At 59.2% G+C, this 17,776-nt stretch carries 13 protein-coding genes and 1 pseudogene; 6 read left to right on the forward strand and 8 right to left on the reverse strand.

Features of this window, described 5'->3' with window-relative positions; translation table 11 throughout:
- Position 1 precedes the first annotated feature (1 nt).
- From Z945_RS0100800 to Z945_RS0100820, 5 genes are all read right to left on the reverse strand, one after another.
- On the reverse strand, positions 2-193 hold the full coding sequence (locus tag Z945_RS0100800; RefSeq protein ID WP_025050228.1) for a hypothetical protein: 192 nt from the start codon (positions 191-193) through the stop codon (positions 2-4).
- Positions 194-296: 103 nt separating this feature from the next.
- Positions 297-1,571, reverse strand: a complete 1,275-nt coding sequence (locus Z945_RS0100805; protein WP_025050229.1) for a bifunctional folylpolyglutamate synthase/dihydrofolate synthase — start codon at positions 1,569-1,571, stop codon at positions 297-299.
- Positions 1,568-2,521: an acetyl-CoA carboxylase, carboxyltransferase subunit beta gene (gene accD / locus Z945_RS0100810; protein ID WP_025050230.1), complete on the reverse strand. Its 954-nt coding sequence runs from the start codon at positions 2,519-2,521 to the stop codon at positions 1,568-1,570. Before accD ends, Z945_RS0100805 begins: the two co-directional genes overlap by 4 nt.
- Positions 2,522-2,580: 59 nt before the next feature.
- Entirely contained in the window at positions 2,581-3,477 is an 897-nt protein-coding gene (locus tag Z945_RS0100815; protein ID WP_025050231.1) for a CPBP family intramembrane glutamic endopeptidase, read from the reverse strand.
- Positions 3,474-6,581 carry an ABC transporter transmembrane domain-containing protein gene (locus Z945_RS0100820; RefSeq protein ID WP_025050232.1) on the reverse strand — a complete coding sequence of 1,036 codons (3,108 nt, stop codon included), beginning with the start codon at positions 6,579-6,581 and terminating at the stop codon, positions 3,474-3,476. The genes Z945_RS0100815 and Z945_RS0100820 overlap by 4 nt, the downstream gene beginning before the upstream one ends.
- 162 nt (positions 6,582-6,743) lie before the next feature.
- Between Z945_RS0100820 and ilvD the strand changes: the two genes are divergently transcribed.
- The 4 genes from ilvD to Z945_RS0100840 all read left to right on the forward strand — a co-directional run bounded on the left by ilvD (position 6,744) and on the right by Z945_RS0100840 (position 10,324).
- A complete protein-coding gene (gene ilvD / locus Z945_RS0100825) occupies positions 6,744-8,510 on the forward strand; it encodes a dihydroxy-acid dehydratase (RefSeq protein ID WP_025050233.1) in 1,767 nt (588 codons plus the stop codon).
- Positions 8,491-9,045: a hypothetical protein gene (locus tag Z945_RS0100830; protein WP_025050234.1), complete on the forward strand. Its 555-nt coding sequence runs from the start codon at positions 8,491-8,493 to the stop codon at positions 9,043-9,045. Before ilvD ends, Z945_RS0100830 begins: the two co-directional genes overlap by 20 nt.
- Before the next feature lie 119 nt (positions 9,046-9,164).
- Entirely contained in the window at positions 9,165-9,938 is a 774-nt protein-coding gene (locus tag Z945_RS0100835) for a DUF6478 family protein (RefSeq protein WP_025050235.1), read from the forward strand.
- A gap of 14 nt (positions 9,939-9,952) precedes the next feature.
- Positions 9,953-10,324 carry a hypothetical protein gene (locus tag Z945_RS0100840; RefSeq protein ID WP_025050236.1) on the forward strand — a complete coding sequence of 124 codons (372 nt, stop codon included), beginning with the start codon at positions 9,953-9,955 and terminating at the stop codon, positions 10,322-10,324.
- 73 nt (positions 10,325-10,397) lie between these two features.
- Here the strand turns inward: Z945_RS0100840 and Z945_RS0100845 are convergent, their stop codons facing one another.
- From Z945_RS0100845 to gpmI, 3 genes are read right to left on the reverse strand one after another with little or no spacing between them, the layout of a single operon-like run.
- Complete coding sequence (locus Z945_RS0100845) at positions 10,398-11,735, reverse strand: S41 family peptidase (RefSeq protein ID WP_025050237.1); 1,338 nt, start codon at positions 11,733-11,735, stop codon at positions 10,398-10,400.
- Positions 11,736-11,739: 4 nt separating this feature from the next.
- Positions 11,740-12,885 carry a murein hydrolase activator EnvC family protein gene (locus tag Z945_RS0100850; RefSeq protein ID WP_025050238.1) on the reverse strand — a complete coding sequence of 382 codons (1,146 nt, stop codon included), beginning with the start codon at positions 12,883-12,885 and terminating at the stop codon, positions 11,740-11,742.
- Positions 12,882-14,402: a 2,3-bisphosphoglycerate-independent phosphoglycerate mutase gene (gene gpmI / locus Z945_RS0100855; protein WP_025050239.1), complete on the reverse strand. Its 1,521-nt coding sequence runs from the start codon at positions 14,400-14,402 to the stop codon at positions 12,882-12,884. Before gpmI ends, Z945_RS0100850 begins: the two co-directional genes overlap by 4 nt.
- Before the next feature lie 173 nt (positions 14,403-14,575).
- On the opposite strand from gpmI, the pseudogene Z945_RS0100860 reads away from it, so the two are divergent.
- Positions 14,576-14,743 (forward strand): annotated as a pseudogene (locus Z945_RS0100860) (zinc-finger domain-containing protein); the annotation flags it as partial.
- A gap of 216 nt (positions 14,744-14,959) precedes the next feature.
- The gene (gene polA / locus Z945_RS19180) at positions 14,960-17,758 is read left to right on the forward strand and encodes a DNA polymerase I (RefSeq protein WP_037970199.1); all 2,799 of its coding nucleotides are present in this window, start codon (positions 14,960-14,962) and stop codon (positions 17,756-17,758) included.
- The last annotated feature ends 18 nt before the right edge of the window (positions 17,759-17,776 follow it).

Below are 17,776 nucleotides of genomic sequence, written 5' to 3' on the forward strand. Positions count from 1 at the left end.
CTTAGTCCCCGACCAGCGAAGTATTGTCTCGGGTCACAGTATCTTGCGGGTGATAGGGCGCATCAGACATATAAAGCGTCCAGACACCGCCACCGATAATCGCCAGACTGATCAGAATAAAAATCGTTTGGGACAGGCCGCGCGATGGCTTTTTGACAGAGTCACCCCGGGCGTTACTAACATCCTGTTTCATAATGCTCTTCCTCAGAAATTCCGGATGTGCGCGGCAGATGCGCCCCCAGATTGAGGAAATGCATACACTGAAAAGGCAAAATTTTGCAGGGGTGGCGCTAAAATTATCCGTTTTCGCGTAAAATTGCACCAGCCAGATAAAGCGAGCCGCAAATCAGCACACGTGCTTCGGGGCATTCGGTCACAATCGCGCTCAGGGCGGCGGCGATGTTCTCGGCCTGCTGCGCACGCAAACCCACAGCCCGCGCTGCAGCAGCAGTCTCTGCCGCGGGCAGGGTCGCCTTCTCGCCAGGGATCGACACGGCGTAAAGCGCAGTCGCATGATCCGCCAAGGGACGTAGGTATCCGGTGATGTCTTTGGTGTTGAGCATACCGCAGATCAAAAAGGTTGGGCGTGCCGGGCGTTCGGCCAGAACACTGGCAAGTGCGATACCCGCCGCCGGATTATGCCCGCCATCGAGCCACAACTCCGCTGTGCCCGCCAGATCAACCAAAGGTCCGGTTTTCAACCTTTGCATGCGGGCTGGCCATTCGGCTTGCGTCACAGCCGCTTCGCAGGCCATGTCGTCCACACCCAAGTGCCGTAGCGCCGCCAGCGCCGCACCTGCATTCATGACCTGATGCGCGCCCGGTAAATTGGGCAAAGACAGATCGAGCAGGCCTGTTTCATCTTGGTAAACCAGTCTGCCTGCTTCAATGCCGACATGCCATTGCTGGCCGTAAGCCAAAAGCGGCGCGGCCTGCCGGGCGGCCACCGCTTCGATCACATCCATCCCTGCCTCTTCCTGCGGACCGACGACGCAAGGTACACCAGGTTTGATGATCCCCGCCTTCTCTCCTGCAATTTCGGGCAGAGTGTCGCCCAGAAACTGCTGATGGTCGATGGATACGGGCGTGATGATGCTGAGTGCGGTCTTGTCCATCACATTGGTCGCGTCCAGACGTCCGCCCAAACCGACCTCAAGCAGCGTGTAATCCGCAGGGGTCCGGGCGAATGCCAGCAAAGCAGCAGCCGTCGTAATCTCGAAATAGGTAATGTTGCCGCCCTTGTTCGCAGCGTAACATTCATCCAGCACTGCGGTCAGCGCATCCTCGTCAATCAGCGTGCCTGCCAGCCGGATCCGCTCGTGGAATCGCGCCAGATGCGGCGAGGTATAGGCGTGCACGGTCTTACCTGCCGCTTCCAGCCCTGCGCGGATCATGGCCTGGGTCGAGCCTTTGCCGTTGGTGCCCGCGACATGGATCACCGGTGGCAGATCATTCTGCGGATTGCCCAACGCCTCCAACAGACGGAACATGCGGTCCAGCGTCAGGTCGATAATCTTGGGGTGCAGCGCCATCATCCGTTCAAGGATGAGATCAGAGGAAGGCGATGTCATTTTTCGGGATCAGGCTGCGCGGCCTCTTCTGGCGCGTCGGTCAGCGCATGGTCCAGATCACCGCCCTCCTGTGGTGGAGGCAGATCACCGCGCACAGCAGGCGGCAAGCCCAGCAGCATACGCGTGATGTTGATCAGTTCATCGCGCAGATCGGTGCGCGGTGTGACGCGGTCCAGCATGCCGTGATCCAGCAGATATTCCGCACGTTGAAACCCGTCCGGCAGCTTTTCACGGATCGTCTGTTCAATCACACGCGGCCCGGCAAAGCAGATCAGCGCATTGGGTTCGGCGATATGCACATCGCCCAGCATAGCATAGCTGGCGGTGACACCCCCGGTGGTCGGATGCGTCAGCACCACGATATAGGGCAGCCCCGCTTCCTTCAGCATCTGCACTGCAACGGTGGTGCGCGGCATCTGCATCAGTGAAAGGATACCCTCCTGCATGCGGGCCCCCCCGGCGGCAGAGAACAGGATCAGCGGGCGCTTGAGCTTGACCGCCTGTTCGGCGGCGGCAATGATTGCATTGCCCACATACATGCCCATTGATCCCGCCATAAACGAGAAATCCTGACAGGCGGCAACGATGGGAGTGCGGCCAATTTCACCTGTGGCCACCAGCATCGCTTCGGCCTCCCCGGTCTGTTTCTGCGCGGCGCGTAAACGGTCGGGATATTTCTTTTGGTCCCGGAAATGCAGCGGATCAACCGCCGGTTTTGGCACGTTCACCTCGGAGAATATGCCCCCATCAAACAACGCCGTGAAACGGTCACGCGGTGAGATCGGCATATGGTGTCCGCAGTTGGTGCAGACATTCAGATTTTCGCTAACCTCGCGATGAAACAGCATCGTCCCGCAGTCATCGCATTTGGTCCAAAGATTATCGGGCGTCTCGCGGCGCGAAAAGATCGAGTTGATCCGGGGACGGACGTAATTGGTGATCCAGTTCATTCAGCGCCTCAAATGCTGTTTGCTGTCTCCCAGATAAGCGGGCCGCGCGGGAAATGCAATCAACGCCTGATCGCCAGTCGCGCTGCCAGCCACATCACGAGCATCATGGCAAAGTCGACCGGCAGCCATGCGCGCAGTGCTTCGGTATCCTCCAGCCCGAAGGGCGTCAGATAAAGCGCAAGGCCCGACAGGTCTTCGGGGAGGGAGACAATCAGCATGGCAGAGACATTATTCCAGAAATGAACCGCAATCGCAGGGCCAAGCGAGCCTGCACGCGCCGTCAGGTCCGCCATCAGGATGCCGAACATTCCCGCCCACAAGGCGATGATCAGGGCATTGTCCCCCGCCGTATCAGGCAGGTAGTGGCCCAGCGCAAACAGCACCGAGGGCAGCACCATCCACGCCCAAGGCGAGCGAAAGCGCACGGCCAGTTGTTGCTGCACATAGCCGCGAAAAACGACCTCTTCTGCGCTGACCTGCACAAAGATCAGGATCAGCGAGGGGAACAGCAGGGCAAGCCACTTCTGCACCGGCATATTGGGGATAAACTCACCACCCATGCCCCAGGGAGGCAGCACAAACACAACCGCCATGACTGCCAGCACACTCAGGCTGACCAGCCGAAAATCGCGCAGCAGCGCAGGTATGGGTCCCAACAGGCTCAGGAAAGACCGGCTATGCAGCAAGCGCACACTGATCGCGACACCCACGCTCATGAAACCGAAGCTGAGCAATAGCAAATACATCGCCAGCGCAGTCCGCCCTGTCATCAATTCGCCCAGCATCGCGGGATAGCTGGTGCGGGCAAGGTTGTAGACCACCTGAAAGAAGACCTGGCTCAGCAGGATATAGGCAAAACCGGCCAGCACCAAACCGGCGACAAAGCGCCAGAGTTCGGGTTTGTGACGGGCGGGCGCGATGAAAACCTCATGTGGGGCATAGGGAGCAGGCTTCATTCAGCAGCGCTTTCTGACTGAACGGCCGGAGGTGGCGGCCCAAGCTCTCGGGGAGGTTCAATACCAGCTGCAATCATCAGATCGGCGGCGGCGGTCAGGTAGCCTGCCACGGTGCGCAGCAGGCTGAGCAACAGCACCTTGTCGCTTTCAACAACGGACCGGAATTGTTCGGCACCGATCCGCAGGAACTGCACTTCTTCGCGGGCGATCAACACCAGTTGGCGCGGTTCGTTCAGGATGACCGCCAGATCGCCGATCAGACGGCCCGGCTCGACATCCGAGATATGATGGAATACGCCGTCGTCCCCAAATGTGCCCAGCTCTGCACGCCCCGACAGGCACAAATAGACTGCATCAGAGCGGTCCCCAACCGCGAAAACTGTCTGCCCGTCATATGCCGTGTACCACTGCGCCGCAAAGGCCAGAAGCCGACGGTTGCGACCGTTGAGGGACGAAAACAGCGAATCGCGGGAAATAATCCGCAATTTGCGGCGCAAATCATCCGATGCAGAGTCTTCGTGATCAAACTGGTCAGACTTTTCAACGCCGTCAATTTGGCCGTGTTTGATCTCGATATGCAGGTCAAAGTCCTGCGGATTGGCGAAACTGTCATTGATATAGATTTGGGTCGTATCCGGCAGCAGCGTGCTCAACTTGTTGCGCGTCGCGGCCTGTGTTTCCGCGTCTCTGCCGATCAAAGATTGGTTCAGGACCAGCACATCAGGCCGTTTGATCGCAGCACGGCCAAATGCAGCGCGTTGTTGAAACACCGCCGGGAGGTTCGTGCCGCCAATGGCCGTGGGCACATCAAACAACGTGGCCGAGATCATCTGCTTGAGGTCGGCTTCGGTCAAAAGGTCTTTGATCACATCGCGCACCAGATCGGCCTGCAGCCCGGCCAGGCCGGAAAACCGGCCATAGATCAGGTTCTCCAACAGCGTGAGACGCGGCAGATACCTGTCCGGCTCGATCGGCACGAAAAGGTCTTTGGCCTGTTCGCGCAGTTGCATCCCCCGCGATTTGCGGATGCGCACAATCTCTTGCTTGAAGCTTTCGGGGAAGGACGGGCCAATCTGTTCTGCAGTCAGTGCAAAGGGCACCGTCAGTAGCAGGGCAAATTCTTCGGAGGTCAGCGCCTCATCCCCCTGCGCTTTGCGACGGTTGGCAATATCGACCAACTGCTCATAGAGCGGCTCTTCGATCCCAAGGGCGGTAAAGAGGGGATGATCGGTACCGTCCATTCCAAAAGTTTCATGCAGGGTTTCCACAAGCGTTTGCGAGATTGCAATCGCCTGCTCGCCCAACCCCTGGTCCATCACCATCGCCAGAAAGGCACGTTGTTCGACCAGCCCGGCCTGTGAAATGTCACGCAAGGGCGCGGCAAAGGTCAGATTCCCCCCGAGCGGCACGGCGGGATTGAATTGATCCGGATCAAACCGCAGCACCGCGTCTTCCAGCCCCTCGTGCTTGAGCTTTTGGTGCACCTTGTCGCGCAGACCTACGATGCGGCTCGCGAGGTCAGGATGCTGCGCAGGGTCCATGCGCGATTCCAGCATCCGCTCGAAAATGGTGTCGGCCGTACCCAACGCATCGGTAATTTCGTAAAAGAAGCGGTTCACGTCTTCGCGGCTTTCCAGCCCGGCGATTTCAGGATCAAGCCAGTCGGCATCGGTGCTGTCAGGGCTGTTACCGCTGCGCCAGGCTTCGATCATGGCGCGATTGATCTTGCGAGACCCCCACGGCACGGTTGTCGGGTTTGTCCTAAGCGGCATCAGCAGGTTGTCCCCGACATCGCCAAAAAACAGATAAGGCTGCGCCTGCGCATAACCGATCCGGGCCGCGATCACCGCTTGATGCAAATCGCTCAGGTCATGCCCCGCAATGATGACCTTGCCACGGGTGGGTGTGATTTCACGGGTCAGAACTTCGGCCAGGGCTGTGCGTTCAGTCTGGTTGCTGATTTCGATTGCCACCTGACTGCCCGCCGGTATCGTGAAGGAAATATCCCGCAGTGTCATATCGCCACTGCTGCCGCGGACCGAGATATTGCTAAGCTCGATGTCACCGCGCAGGTGGGGCATGTCTTCGGGTGTGCCATCAAACAGAGCTTCGTCTATCATATTGTTGGGTGCGAACCGTTCGATCACCACGTCCCAACGCACCGCCATGTCTTGGGTCTGGTTGTAATAGGTCAGCAGCTCTTTCCACGGGCTGCTCAGGTCTTTGTACGCAGCCAGTGCCGCGACCAAAGCGCCCACAGTAATATCACCCTTGATCGCCAAGTAGCCGCCTACCGCGTAGAAAAAGAATGGGGTCAGCTGCGTGATGAAGTTGTTCAAAAACTTCATGAAGAATTTCTTTTGGAAAATCTTGAAGCGGATTTCAAATAGCTTGCCCAGCCGCTCGGTAAAACCCGCCAGCCGGTAGCGCCAGCCGCCGTTGGTGCGCAGGTCCGTGATTCCCGCAGCCGTTTCCCCGATCTCGGCCGAGAACTGGCGTACTTCCTTGATCCGCTGCTTGTTCAGCTCGTTGATTTGGCGCTGCAACAAAGGAATAAGCCAGGCCTGCAGCGGGATCAGGGCAATCCCCGCCAGACCGAACCAGAAGGACTGCAAGAACAGGAACATCAGAATGACAAGCATCTGACCGGCCTGAAACACCGGCTGAGCAATGAAATCGCCCATCAGGCCTCCCATCGGCTCGGCTTCGGATGTGACCATGCTGACCAGCTCGCCCTGCGATGTCTCCTGAAAATAACTGCGCGGAAACCGCATCATCCGTTTCAGCAACTGATAGCGGAACCGCCGCAGCATCCGTTCAGACAGGACACCTTTCATGGTGTTCAGCCGCATCTTGAGCAGACCATGCACCAGTACCGCGCCCAGATAGGAAAAACACAGCGCCATGAGGAACTGAACCTGCGTCAGCTCGACGCCCATAAAGTCGATGACATTGCTTTCAGCGCCAATGGCATCGTTGATGATCCGCTTGGGCAATTCCAGCGTGGCATAGAGAAACGGAAAGGTGAAAAGCGTGAAAGCCAGCAGGTACAGTTGATCGCGGCGCGAATATTTCCAGATGAAGGAAAAAATCGTGGATTCCATCAGGGCAGACCTTCGCTGGAGCTAGGGGCCAGATCAGTCCCTGAATGCGGTGGCCCTTTACCTAGGGCCGTAGGCCATCCTTTACAACATCGCCGCTTTGCCTTGCAGCAGCGGGCCTGCGCGACTATTCCGGTACGGACACGATTTCCGAGGGAGGCCCAGATGTCCACCAACCAGCGTTTTGACAAGAGTAAACTGCCCAGCCGTCATGTGACCGAAGGGCCCGCGCGTGCGCCGCACCGGTCCTATTACTATGCGATGGGCATGACAGATGTAGAGATTCACCAGCCTCTCGTCGGTGTCGCGACCTGCTGGAACGAGGCCGCGCCCTGCAACATCGCGCTGAACCGCCAGGCGCAAGCCGTAAAGGTCGGCGTAAAGCAGGAACAGGGCAGCCCCCGCGAGTTCACGACGATCACCGTCACCGACGGCATCGCGATGGGTCACGAGGGCATGCGCTCTTCCTTGGCTTCGCGTGAAGCGATTGCCGATACGGTTGAATTGACGATGCGCGGCCACTGCTATGATGCGCTTGTGGGTCTGGCGGGGTGTGACAAATCCCTGCCGGGAATGATGATGGCGATGATCCGTCTGAACGTCCCGTCTGTATTCATGTACGGCGGTTCCATCCTGCCGGGCAAGGCGCCCGAAGGCGCGGATGTGCCTGCCGCTTTCGCTGACCGTGATCTGACCGTGCAAGACATGTTCGAAGCAGTCGGCAACTGGCAGGGCGGCACCATGACCGAAGCCGAGCTGGAAATCCTCGAGCGTGTCGCCTGCCCTTCTGCGGGTGCCTGTGGTGGTCAGTTCACCGCCAACACCATGGCCTGTGTGTCCGAGGCGATCGGCCTTGCGCTGCCCAACTCCTCCGGTGCGCCCGCGCCTTACAAATCGCGTGACGAATATGCGGTGGCCTCCGGTGCCGCCGTGATGAATCTGATCGAAAAGAACATCCGCGCGCGCGACATATGCACCCGCGAGGCGTTTGAAAATGCAGCGCGCATCGTCGCCTGTACCGGTGGCTCCACCAACGCGGGCCTGCACTTGCCCGCCATGGCGCATGAGGCGGGTATCGAATTCTTCCTGGAAGACGTCTGCGAAATCTTCCGCGACACACCACACTTTGTCGATATGAAACCGGGTGGCGCTTATGTGGCCAAAGACCTGTATGAAGCCGGCGGCGTGCCCGTTGTGATGAAAGAACTGCGCAAAGCGGGCCTGATCCACACCGATTGCCTGACCGCGACAGGCTACTCCATGGGCGAAGAACTCGACCGGATCGAACGCGAGGCAGACGGCAAAGTCATCCACGCGATCAGCGACCCGATCAGCAAGACCGGCGGTGTTGTGGGCCTCAAGGGCAATCTTGCCCCCGAAGGTGCGATCGTGAAAATTGCAGGCATGTCGGACGAGGATATCGTGTTCACTGGCCCCGCGCTGGTGTTTGAGTGTGAGCAGGACGCTTTTGAGGCGGTGCAGAACCGCACCTACTCCGAAGGCGATGTATTCGTGATCCGCAACGAAGGACCGCGCGGCGGGCCGGGCATGCGCGAAATGCTGGCGACGACTGCGGCACTGTCCGGTCAGGGCATGGGCAAGAAGGTCGCGCTGATCACAGACGGACGTTTTTCTGGTGCGACACGCGGTTTTTGCGTGGGGCATGTGGGTCCAGAGGCGGCGATGGGCGGGCCGATTGGTCTGCTCAAGAACGGCGATATGATCACGCTGAACGCGGTCACCGGCTCCATCTCTGTCGATCTGACCGACGACGAACTGGCGGCCCGCAAGGCCGAGTGGACAGGTCCACGTCCAACGAACTACGCCTCCGGTGCTTTGTGGAAATATGCGCAGCTTGTCGGCCCAACCTATCTGGGCGCAGTGACACATCCGGGCGCTGCGGCGGAAACCCATGACTACATGGACCTCTAAGGCAGCAATCGCCGCGCTGCTGATGGGTCTGTCAGCATGTGATGCACTAACTGTACCGGAGCCTGATGCGGCTCCGGTCGCTTTATCACAGGCCAAGATGGCCTTCGGCGCGGTCACGCTGGTCCCACCACGCGGCTACTGCATCGACAAGCGCAGCTTGCGTCAAAACTTTGCCATGATGGCACGATGTGACCGGCTCGGTGTACCTTCAAAGGCGGGTGATGCACCGATTGGCATCATCACAGCCAGTTTCACCACCAGCCGCGGCAGCCTGCCCAGTCCGCTGGATACCGCAGCCGCACTTAACCTTGCTGCGGTGACGGATACGGTCGAAACCGATGATGGCGTGACATTCCGCGCAAAGGGCCCTGCCCCGGCTGAAGGGTTGTCGGACACACATTGGCGCGGAACGTCCGCAATCGGCTCGCAAATCATGGGCCTTGCGCTTTATGGTGAGGAAGACGGGCGGGCCACCGGGCGCGACGGGCGGCAGATTTTGTCCAGCATCATGGTCGCATCAAAGTCAGATTCCTGACCACGATTGTTTCTTAATTGGCAACACAGGCCAATTTCGCATCGGAATGTCGCCAATTTATTTGAACGCAACCTTTGTGACCGATACAGTCGGGTAAAAGCAGTCAGGCAACCGCAATCATGTCCAAAATTACATTCGGCTTTCTGGATGGAAGAGTGTTTTCGCGCAATATTCAGCGTTGGGCGCGTGCGGCACGGCGGTCCAAGGAAACCGATCTACCTGTTCTGCGCCGCCAGCGCAGTCATGCCCGTGCGCTCAAGCTGCATCTGGATCGCCTGATCCACAGCGCGGACGAGCGGTTGGCCCTTCCCATGATCGGCTCTACCAGCTTTCCCAAACCGCATAATGCCGATTGGGCGTGGCGGCCTGAATTATGGCGTGGCCCGCTGGCGACGCCGGGGCTGTCTGCCGTGCAAACCAAAAGCATGCTGGGCGATGAGGTCACGCTGTTTCATGATTGCGATTTTTCCGAGCTGACCCTGCGCCAGTTGCGCAACCTGCGCGAGGCCGATCTGGCCCCTTACGGACTGCGTCTGGATGTTTTCCAGTTCGACGGATCGTTTCTGTCACTGGTGATCGACTTGCCAACCGAAGGCACCGATGGTCTGAAACGCACACATCTTTTGCGCATGGACGCGATTGTCGAGATGGAAAAACCGCTTGAGATCTTTGCCCGCCTGAACATCAAACACGGACCGAATACAGAACAGATCGTGCGTGAGCTTCCGCTTTATGAAGAAAACCACCGTGTCGAATTTGATCTGGCCTATTCCAATCTGAACGAGAAACGGGTGGAGCGGGCCTGGATCGATCTGATCTTTGAAGGTCCGGAAATGAACCAGGTCATTCTGCGCGACCTGACCTTTTCGCGTCGCCCCCGCGCCCATCTTTAACAAGGAGCCGCCGCATGTCTGCACTGCAATTGACGAAAACCAAAATGAAAGAAGGCGTGTGGCAAGGTATCATTCTGGGCATGGGCGAGGATGAACCCCAGGTCGAAGTGACCCATGAGGGGCGAGTGTTGTCTGATGTGCTGATGACGCACAACCAAAGCGCCGACCATTGGGTGTTGTCGATCCCGATCCCACCCCAAGCGATTGCGGACGGGGTTCAGACTGTCATGATCCACGACAAACAGAACGATACCAAGATCGGGCATATCACGCTGATGGCGGGCGATGAGCTTGCCGAAGATCTAAGGGCAGAGGTGAACCTGCTGCGCGCTGAGCTCGATATGCTGAAAAGCGCGTTCCGGCGGCATTGCGTCGAGACGACCTGACGCAAACAAAAAGGGCGGGGAATATCCCCGCCGCTTTCTTATCTTATAGAGTTGGGTGCAATTGCCGCTGTATTTATTCCTGCGGACCCAACGCCGACAGACCCTTCAGAATATCAATCGCATAGGCCAGCTGGTAATCCTCTTCACGCAGGTCGGCGGCTTTTTGAGCCTTCTCGCGGTCCGCTTCGATCTGTTTGATCTGATCGTCGGTCAGGCTGTCGTTATTCAAGCTGCCGCGCAGGTCCGCCTCTGAGCGCAGAGGACGCGCTGCTGCGTCATTATCCTCTTCTGTTTCAGGTTGGGCTGGGGGTTGCGCCACGACGATGTCGGGCGACACGCCGAGCGCCTGGATGGAGCGGCCGGACGGCGTGTAGTACCGCGCCGTCGTCAGGCGCATTGCACCGCTGCCGCGCAGGGGCATCACGGTCTGCACCGAGCCTTTACCAAAGCTCTTCGTACCGATCACGATGGCGCGACGGTGATCCTGCAAGGCACCCGCGACAATCTCGGAGGCGGAGGCTGAGCCGCCGTTGATCAGCACAACAATCGGTTTGCCCTGTGCCAGATCACCCGGCGTGGCGTTCACACGGTCGCCGTCGGCCAGCTCGCGGCCACGGGTGCTGACGATCTCGCCTTCTTCCAGAAACGCATCGGACACCGCGATGGCTTGGTTAAGCAAACCACCGGGGTTGTTGCGCATGTCGATGACGATGCCGTTGATGTTGTCGATCCCGCCCGCGGCCTCGATCTGCTCTTCCAGCCCTTCTTTCATTTTCGGGAAGGTCTGTTCGTTAAAGGTGGTCAAGCGCAGTACGGCAGTATCACCCACAGTGCGCGCGCGCACAGCGGTCAGCTGAATGGTGTCGCGCACGATCGACACGTCAAATGGCTCCTGTTCGCCCTCGCGCACGACGGTGATCACAATCTCGGAGCCGACAGGCCCGCGCATCAGCTCGACAGCATCATCCAGCACCAGACCCAGCAGGCTTTCTCCATCCACATGGGTGATGAAGTCACCCGCCTCGATGCCCGCTTCGGCAGCAGGTGTGCCGTCGATAGGAGAGACAACTTTGACAAAGCCTTCTTCCTGCGTGACCTCGATGCCCAGACCGCCGAATTCACCGCGTGTCTGCTCGCGCATTTTCAGCGCATCCTTGGGCGAAAGATAGCTGGAATGCGGATCAAGCGAGGTGAGCATCCCGTTAATTGCCGCTTCAATCAGCTCGCTGCTGTCGGTTTCTTCGACATATTGAGCGCGGATACGTTCGAAAATATCGCCGAACAGATCCAGCTGTTCATAAACGTTTTCGGTCTTTGCGCTTTCCTGCGCCAAAAGCGGTGCGGCGATCTGGGTCGTGGCAATAATACCCAAGACCGTGCCGCCTACTGCTGCCATTACAAACTTCTTCATCTTGCTAACCATCCTCGTCGGTTCGGAACCACAATGCCGGGTCCTGTGGAATGTTCTGTTCTCTTACTTCTATATAGAGCGTTTCTGTACGGTCTGTGCCAGTGCCTTCACGCAGGGGTGACAATTCAGCGCCGGTTTCGCTGCTGATCCCGCCGGTTTCGCCCCCCATCAAGCCAATTGGCGTGCCGGCACCGATGACTTCACCGGCTTCTCCGTACACCACGTCCAGACCTGCCAATACAAAAAGCGCCTCGGCTCTGGGTTCGAGAATCACCACATTGCCAAAATCCAGCAACGGCCCGAGATAGCGGATAGTTGCAGCGGTCGGGGTGGTGACGATGGCACCGGGGCGCGTGGCCAGAATGATGCCGGGGCGGACCACGCCTGCGGCATCGGCCTGACCCGCGCCGCGCAAAAGCAGGCCTTGCACCGGCAGAGGGAGCTGGCCGATCTCGCCGTCCAGTGTGGCTAGTGCAGGGGCGGTTTCTTCGGTCACGATTTCTGACAGGCCAGATGCAAAGCCGTCGAGCGTTTCGGTCGAGGCGATCAGGATACCGGTGCGCACGGGGTCCGCCGTAAAGCGCTTGGGCAGATCGGTGCGGTTGGCCATCGCCTGATTAAGCGCGGTGCGTGCGGCCTGCACTTCAGTCAGCCCGTCCTGCAACCGCTGCGCCGCATCGGCCTGCAGGGTGCGCAGGGTCTGTACGTTTTCAAGATCAATCCGAAGAGCATCCGCGCGGCGGTTCAACGCCGGCGTAAGTTCGGCCAGTAGCATGCCCGCCCGCGCCGTGCCGGTAGGACCATCGGGATGCAACAGAAAAACGGGCGACGGTGTGCCGCCCATGCTTTGCAGCACACCCAGCAAGGCCGCAACCTCGGCATCGCGGGACTGCAGTTTTGCGGTCAGCTGCGCTTCGTTGATAGCTGCTTGTCGCAAGCCGCTGCGCATGGCCCCCAACCCCGTTTCAAAAGCCTGAATGGTTCGGGTCAGGGCACGCACCCGGTCCCGCGCTCCTTCGGCTTCGTCCAGCATGGCAGATGCTTCTTCAAGCGCTTCCACGGCCTCAAGCGCCTGCTGCGCCGCGCCCGATTGGGCCAGAGCCGCAGTTGCCCCGAAAAGCCAGAACAGGATCAGCGCGAAGGCCTTCATACAATCAAGGACTTTCCCGTCATTTCCTCAGGCTGGGCCATGTCCATCAGCGCCAGAAGGGTCGGGGCAAGATCGGCCAGCCGCCCGCCGCTGCGCAACTTTGCGCCTGACGGGCCACCCACCAGGGCCACCGGGACGGGGTTAAGTGTATGGGCCGTATGCGGACCGCCCGTTTCAGGGTCGATCATCACTTCGCAATTGCCGTGATCGGCAGTTATCACCATAGCCCCGCCTACGGCTTCAAGTGTTTTGAGAACGCGGCCGAGCCCGGTGTCCACTGCTTCGCAGGCCGCTATGGCCGCATCCAGATCACCGGTATGGCCCACCATATCGGGGTTTGCGTAGTTGACGACGATCAGGTCGTACCCGTCTTCGATGGCCTGCACGAGGTGGTCGGTCACCTCTGGTGCGGACATTTCGGGCTGCATGTCATAGGTGGCCACATCGGGCGACTTGGGCATAAAGCGATCCTCCCCCACGCCGGCGGTTTCTTCGCCGCCGTTCAGGAAAAAGGTGACGTGAGGGTATTTCTCTGTCTCGGCGATGCGGAACTGGCGGCGACCATGTTTTGCGACCCAGGCGCCCAGCGTATTGGGCAGATCGGGTTTGTGATACATCGTCGTCATGTATTTTGCGTGATCGGTCGAGTATTGCGCCATGCCCATGAGTGCGGCCCACTCCGGGCGGAGGCCGGTGGCGAAGGCATCAAAACCGGGCTGACCAAGTGCCGCCATAATTTCGCGGGCACGGTCGGCGCGGAAATTGAGGCAGAAGAAGCCGTCGCCATCTTTGGCTCCGGCATAGCCGTGCATCACCGTGGGCTGGATGAACTCATCATCCTCGCCCCGCGCGTAACCCTTATCTACCGCACTTTCGGCGCTGTCTTCAGACAGGCCATTTCCTTGCAGGATTGCATGGCTTGCTTTGGCAACGCGGTCCCAGCGGGTATCCCGGTCCATCGCAAAGTAGCGCCCCGTGAGTGTAACGACGCGCACGCTGTCCGGCAGGCCATCGCGGAGGGTTTGCAAGAACCCCTTGGCCGAGCGCGGAGACACATCGCGTCCGTCGGTAAGGGCGTGAATGACAGTTGGCACCCCCGCCGCGTCGAGCGTTTTGGCGGCAGCAATCATGTGGGACAGGTGGCCATGCACGCCGCCGTCCGAGACGAGACCCATAAGATGCGCCGTGCCGCCAGAGGCTTTGAGCGTTGCGATAAAGTCCTGAAAGGGAGGGTTTTTGCCAAAAGTGCCTTCTTCAATCGCCAGATCAATCTGACCGAGGTCCATCGCCACCACGCGGCCTGCGCCGATATTAGTATGCCCAACCTCTGAATTACCCATTTGCCCGCGCGGCAGGCCCACATCAGGCCCGTAGGTAACGAGCGTCGAGGTGGGACAGGTCGCCGTGATCCGATCCATCGTCGGGGTCTTGGCCAGCATGGGCGCATTGCCCTCAGCGCTGTCGCTCAGGCCCCATCCGTCAAGAATACATAGCACCACTGGTTTTGGCGTGTTCATCTGTCCTGCTCCGCCTTTTTTCTTTGGGGCCTTTTAACCGCTTGGTGGGGCCGCGTGAACCTCTTTCGGCATATGGCGACCCGGATCGGCGCTGGCCTGCAACTCGGTCTTGCCGTGCGAGGCGGGTTTGGGCATAACCGCAGTGTACCAGCCCCCATATCAAGGACGATCCCATGAGCCAAGCCGCGCCAGAGACCAAGGTTGTAAACACCTACCGCGTTGCCTGTGATGGTGGCGAAGGGGCTTTGGGCCATCCGCGCGTCTGGCTTCAAATCCCGCGGGATCAGGGGTGGATCGAATGCGGCTACTGCGATTGCCGGTTCATCCATGCCGATCACGAACAGGACCTCGCCCGCAAGGGCGGCGCGGACAAGTCGCCAGATGGCGCGGGCGACCCGGTCCGCCACGGCGACGGCGTCCGCGTCGAGTAATCCGCGCATCGCGTCCGCGCGGTTGGCCTTCATGCAGACGCGCCTTGCCGACAGCCATTGCGCGCTGGCGGGCGACTCCGCATCGTGGCAAAAGACGGAATATGCGCATCTGAGGGGAGCACGTTCATGTCCGGCACATTCGGCAAAGGCCATCATCTGCATTTGATTGACGGCTCTGCGTTTATCTTTCGCGCCTATCACGCCCTGCCGCCCTTGACGCGCAAGTCCGATGGCTTGCCGATCGGGGCTGTGGCGGGGTTTTGTAATATGCTGCACCGCTATGTGGAGGGAAACACCGGCCCCGATGCGCCCACCCATGTTGCGGTAATTTTCGACAAGGGCAGCCACACGTTTCGCAATGACATGTACGACCAGTACAAGGCCAATCGCGAGGCGATGCCGGAAGAGTTGCGCCCGCAAATCCCCCTGACCCGCAGCGCCACAGAGGCGTTCAACATCGCATGCGAGGAGAAGGAGGGTTACGAGGCCGATGACATCATCGCCACGCTCGCCGTGCAGGCGCGGGCGGCAGGTGGCCGCTGTACCATCATCAGTTCGGACAAAGATTTGATGCAGTTGGTCGGCGACGGTGTGGAAATGCTAGACGCCATGAAGAACAAGACCATCGACCGCGAAGGGGTGTTCGAGAAATTCGGCGTTTATCCTGACCGCGTGGTGGATGTGCAGGCACTGGCGGGCGATTCCGTAGACAACGTGCCCGGCGCACCCGGCATCGGGATCAAGACGGCGGCGCTGTTGATCAATGAATACGGTGATCTGGAAAGCCTGCTGGAGCGGGCCAGTGAGATCAAACAGCCCAAGCGGCGCGAGACACTGATTGAGCACGCCGAACAGATCAGGCTGTCGCGGAAGCTGGTTCTACTGGATGAAAACACACCTTTGGATTTTACGCTGGACGATCTGGAGGTGCGCACGCCCGATCCTGATAAACTACTGAACTTTCTGGCCGAGATGGAATTTCGCACCCTGTCCAAACGTGTAGCCGATCAGTTGGGGGCGGAAGCCCCTGTCATCGCTGACGCCCCACCGATGCCGGATGCACCCAAGCTGGATGACGTGCCCTTCGACGCCACCGCCTACACTCAGGTTAGCGATGCGGCTGCGTTGCAAGGCTGGCTCGATGCGATTTACGAGGTCGGCTATGTTGCGGTTGATACGGAAACCACCGGGCTGAACGAAATGACTGCCGAGTTGGTCGGTATCTCATTGGCCACCACGCCGGGCAAAGCTTGCTACATTCCGCTGACACATAAGGCCAACCGGGGCGACGATCTGTTTGGCGGGGATGAACTGGCAGAGCGGCAAATGCCGCTTGAAGAGGCGCTGAAAATGCTGACGCCGATGCTGGAGGATCCGTCGATCCTCAAAATCGGCCAGAACATGAAATACGACGCCAAGATTTTTGCCCAGATCGGCATCGCAGTTGCACCTTTTGATGACACGATGCTGATGTCCTATGCCCAGCACGCTGGCTTGCATAATCACGGTATGGATGCGCTGTCGGAGCGATATTTGAGCCATACACCTATCCCGATCAAACCGTTGCTGGGATCGGGCAAAAGCGCGATTACCTTTGACAAGGTGCCGCTCGAGGAAGCTGTGAAATATGCTGCAGAGGACGCCGATATCACCCTGCGCCTGTGGCAATTTCTGAAACCGCAGTTGCATACCGCGCAGGTGACGAAAGTCTATGAGACGCTTGAGCGCCCTCTGGTGCCGGTGCTTGCTGCGATGGAGCGGTCTGGCATCAAGGTCGACCGTGATACACTCAGCCGGATGTCGAATGCCTTCGCGCAAAAGATGGCGGGGCTTGAAGATGAGATTTATGAGCTTGCAGGCCGCAAATTCAACGTCGGATCGCCCGCGCAAGTGGGTGAGGTCTTGTTCGAGGATATGGGGCTGGAGGGCGGCAAGAAGGGCGCGAACGGCAAATATTCGACCGGGGCGGACATTCTGGAAGACCTCGCCACTGAGCATGACTTTCCGCGACGTATTCTGGACTGGCGGCAGTTGTCCAAGCTGAAATCCACCTACACAGACGCGTTGCAGGACCATATCAATAAGGACACGGGCCGGGTGCACACGTCCTATTCCATCGCGGGGGCCTCGACGGGGCGGCTGGCGTCAACCGATCCGAACCTGCAGAACATCCCGATCCGCACCGAAGAAGGCCGCCGCATCCGCGAGGCTTTCGTTGCGGAGGAAGGCAAAACACTTGTCGCGCTGGATTATTCCCAGATCGAGCTGCGTATTCTGGCCCATATCGCGGATATTCCCGAGCTTAAGAAAGCCTTTGCCGATGGCATCGACATCCACGCGCTGACCGCCTCCGAGATGTTTGGCGTACCACTGGACGAGATGACGCCAGAAGTCCGGCGGCAGGCCAAAGCGATCAACTTTGGTGTGATCTACGGCATTTCCGGCTTTGGGCTGGCGCGGAACCTGCGCATTCCACGGGCCGAGGCGCAGGGGTTCATCGACCGCTACTTCGAACGCTTCCCCGGCATTCGAACCTACATGGACGACACCAAGAAGTTCGCCAAGGAACATGGGTTTGTTCAAACGTTGTTCGGACGCAAGATCCATACGCCCGAGATTGCTTCGAAAGGACCACGCGCCGGGTTTGCAGCCCGCGCAGCAATCAATGCGCCAATTCAGGGCACGGCTGCCGATGTGATCCGCCGTGCGATGATCCGGATGCCCGACGCCATTGCCGACATTCCAGCAGCCATGCTGTTGCAGGTCCATGATGAATTGTTGTTCGAGGTTGAAAAAGGTCACGAGGAAGCGTTGATCGCTGCGGCCCGCGACGTGATGGAGAATGCCAATGATCCTGTCGTCCAACTGGACGTCAAACTGACGGTGGATGCGGGGCAAGGCGCAAACTGGGCGGAAGCGCACTAATCTTGCTCCGGAACGGAC

This window comes from Sulfitobacter noctilucae (assembly GCF_000622365.1).
GTDB classification, from domain to species: Bacteria; Pseudomonadota; Alphaproteobacteria; order Rhodobacterales; family Rhodobacteraceae; genus Sulfitobacter; species Sulfitobacter noctilucae.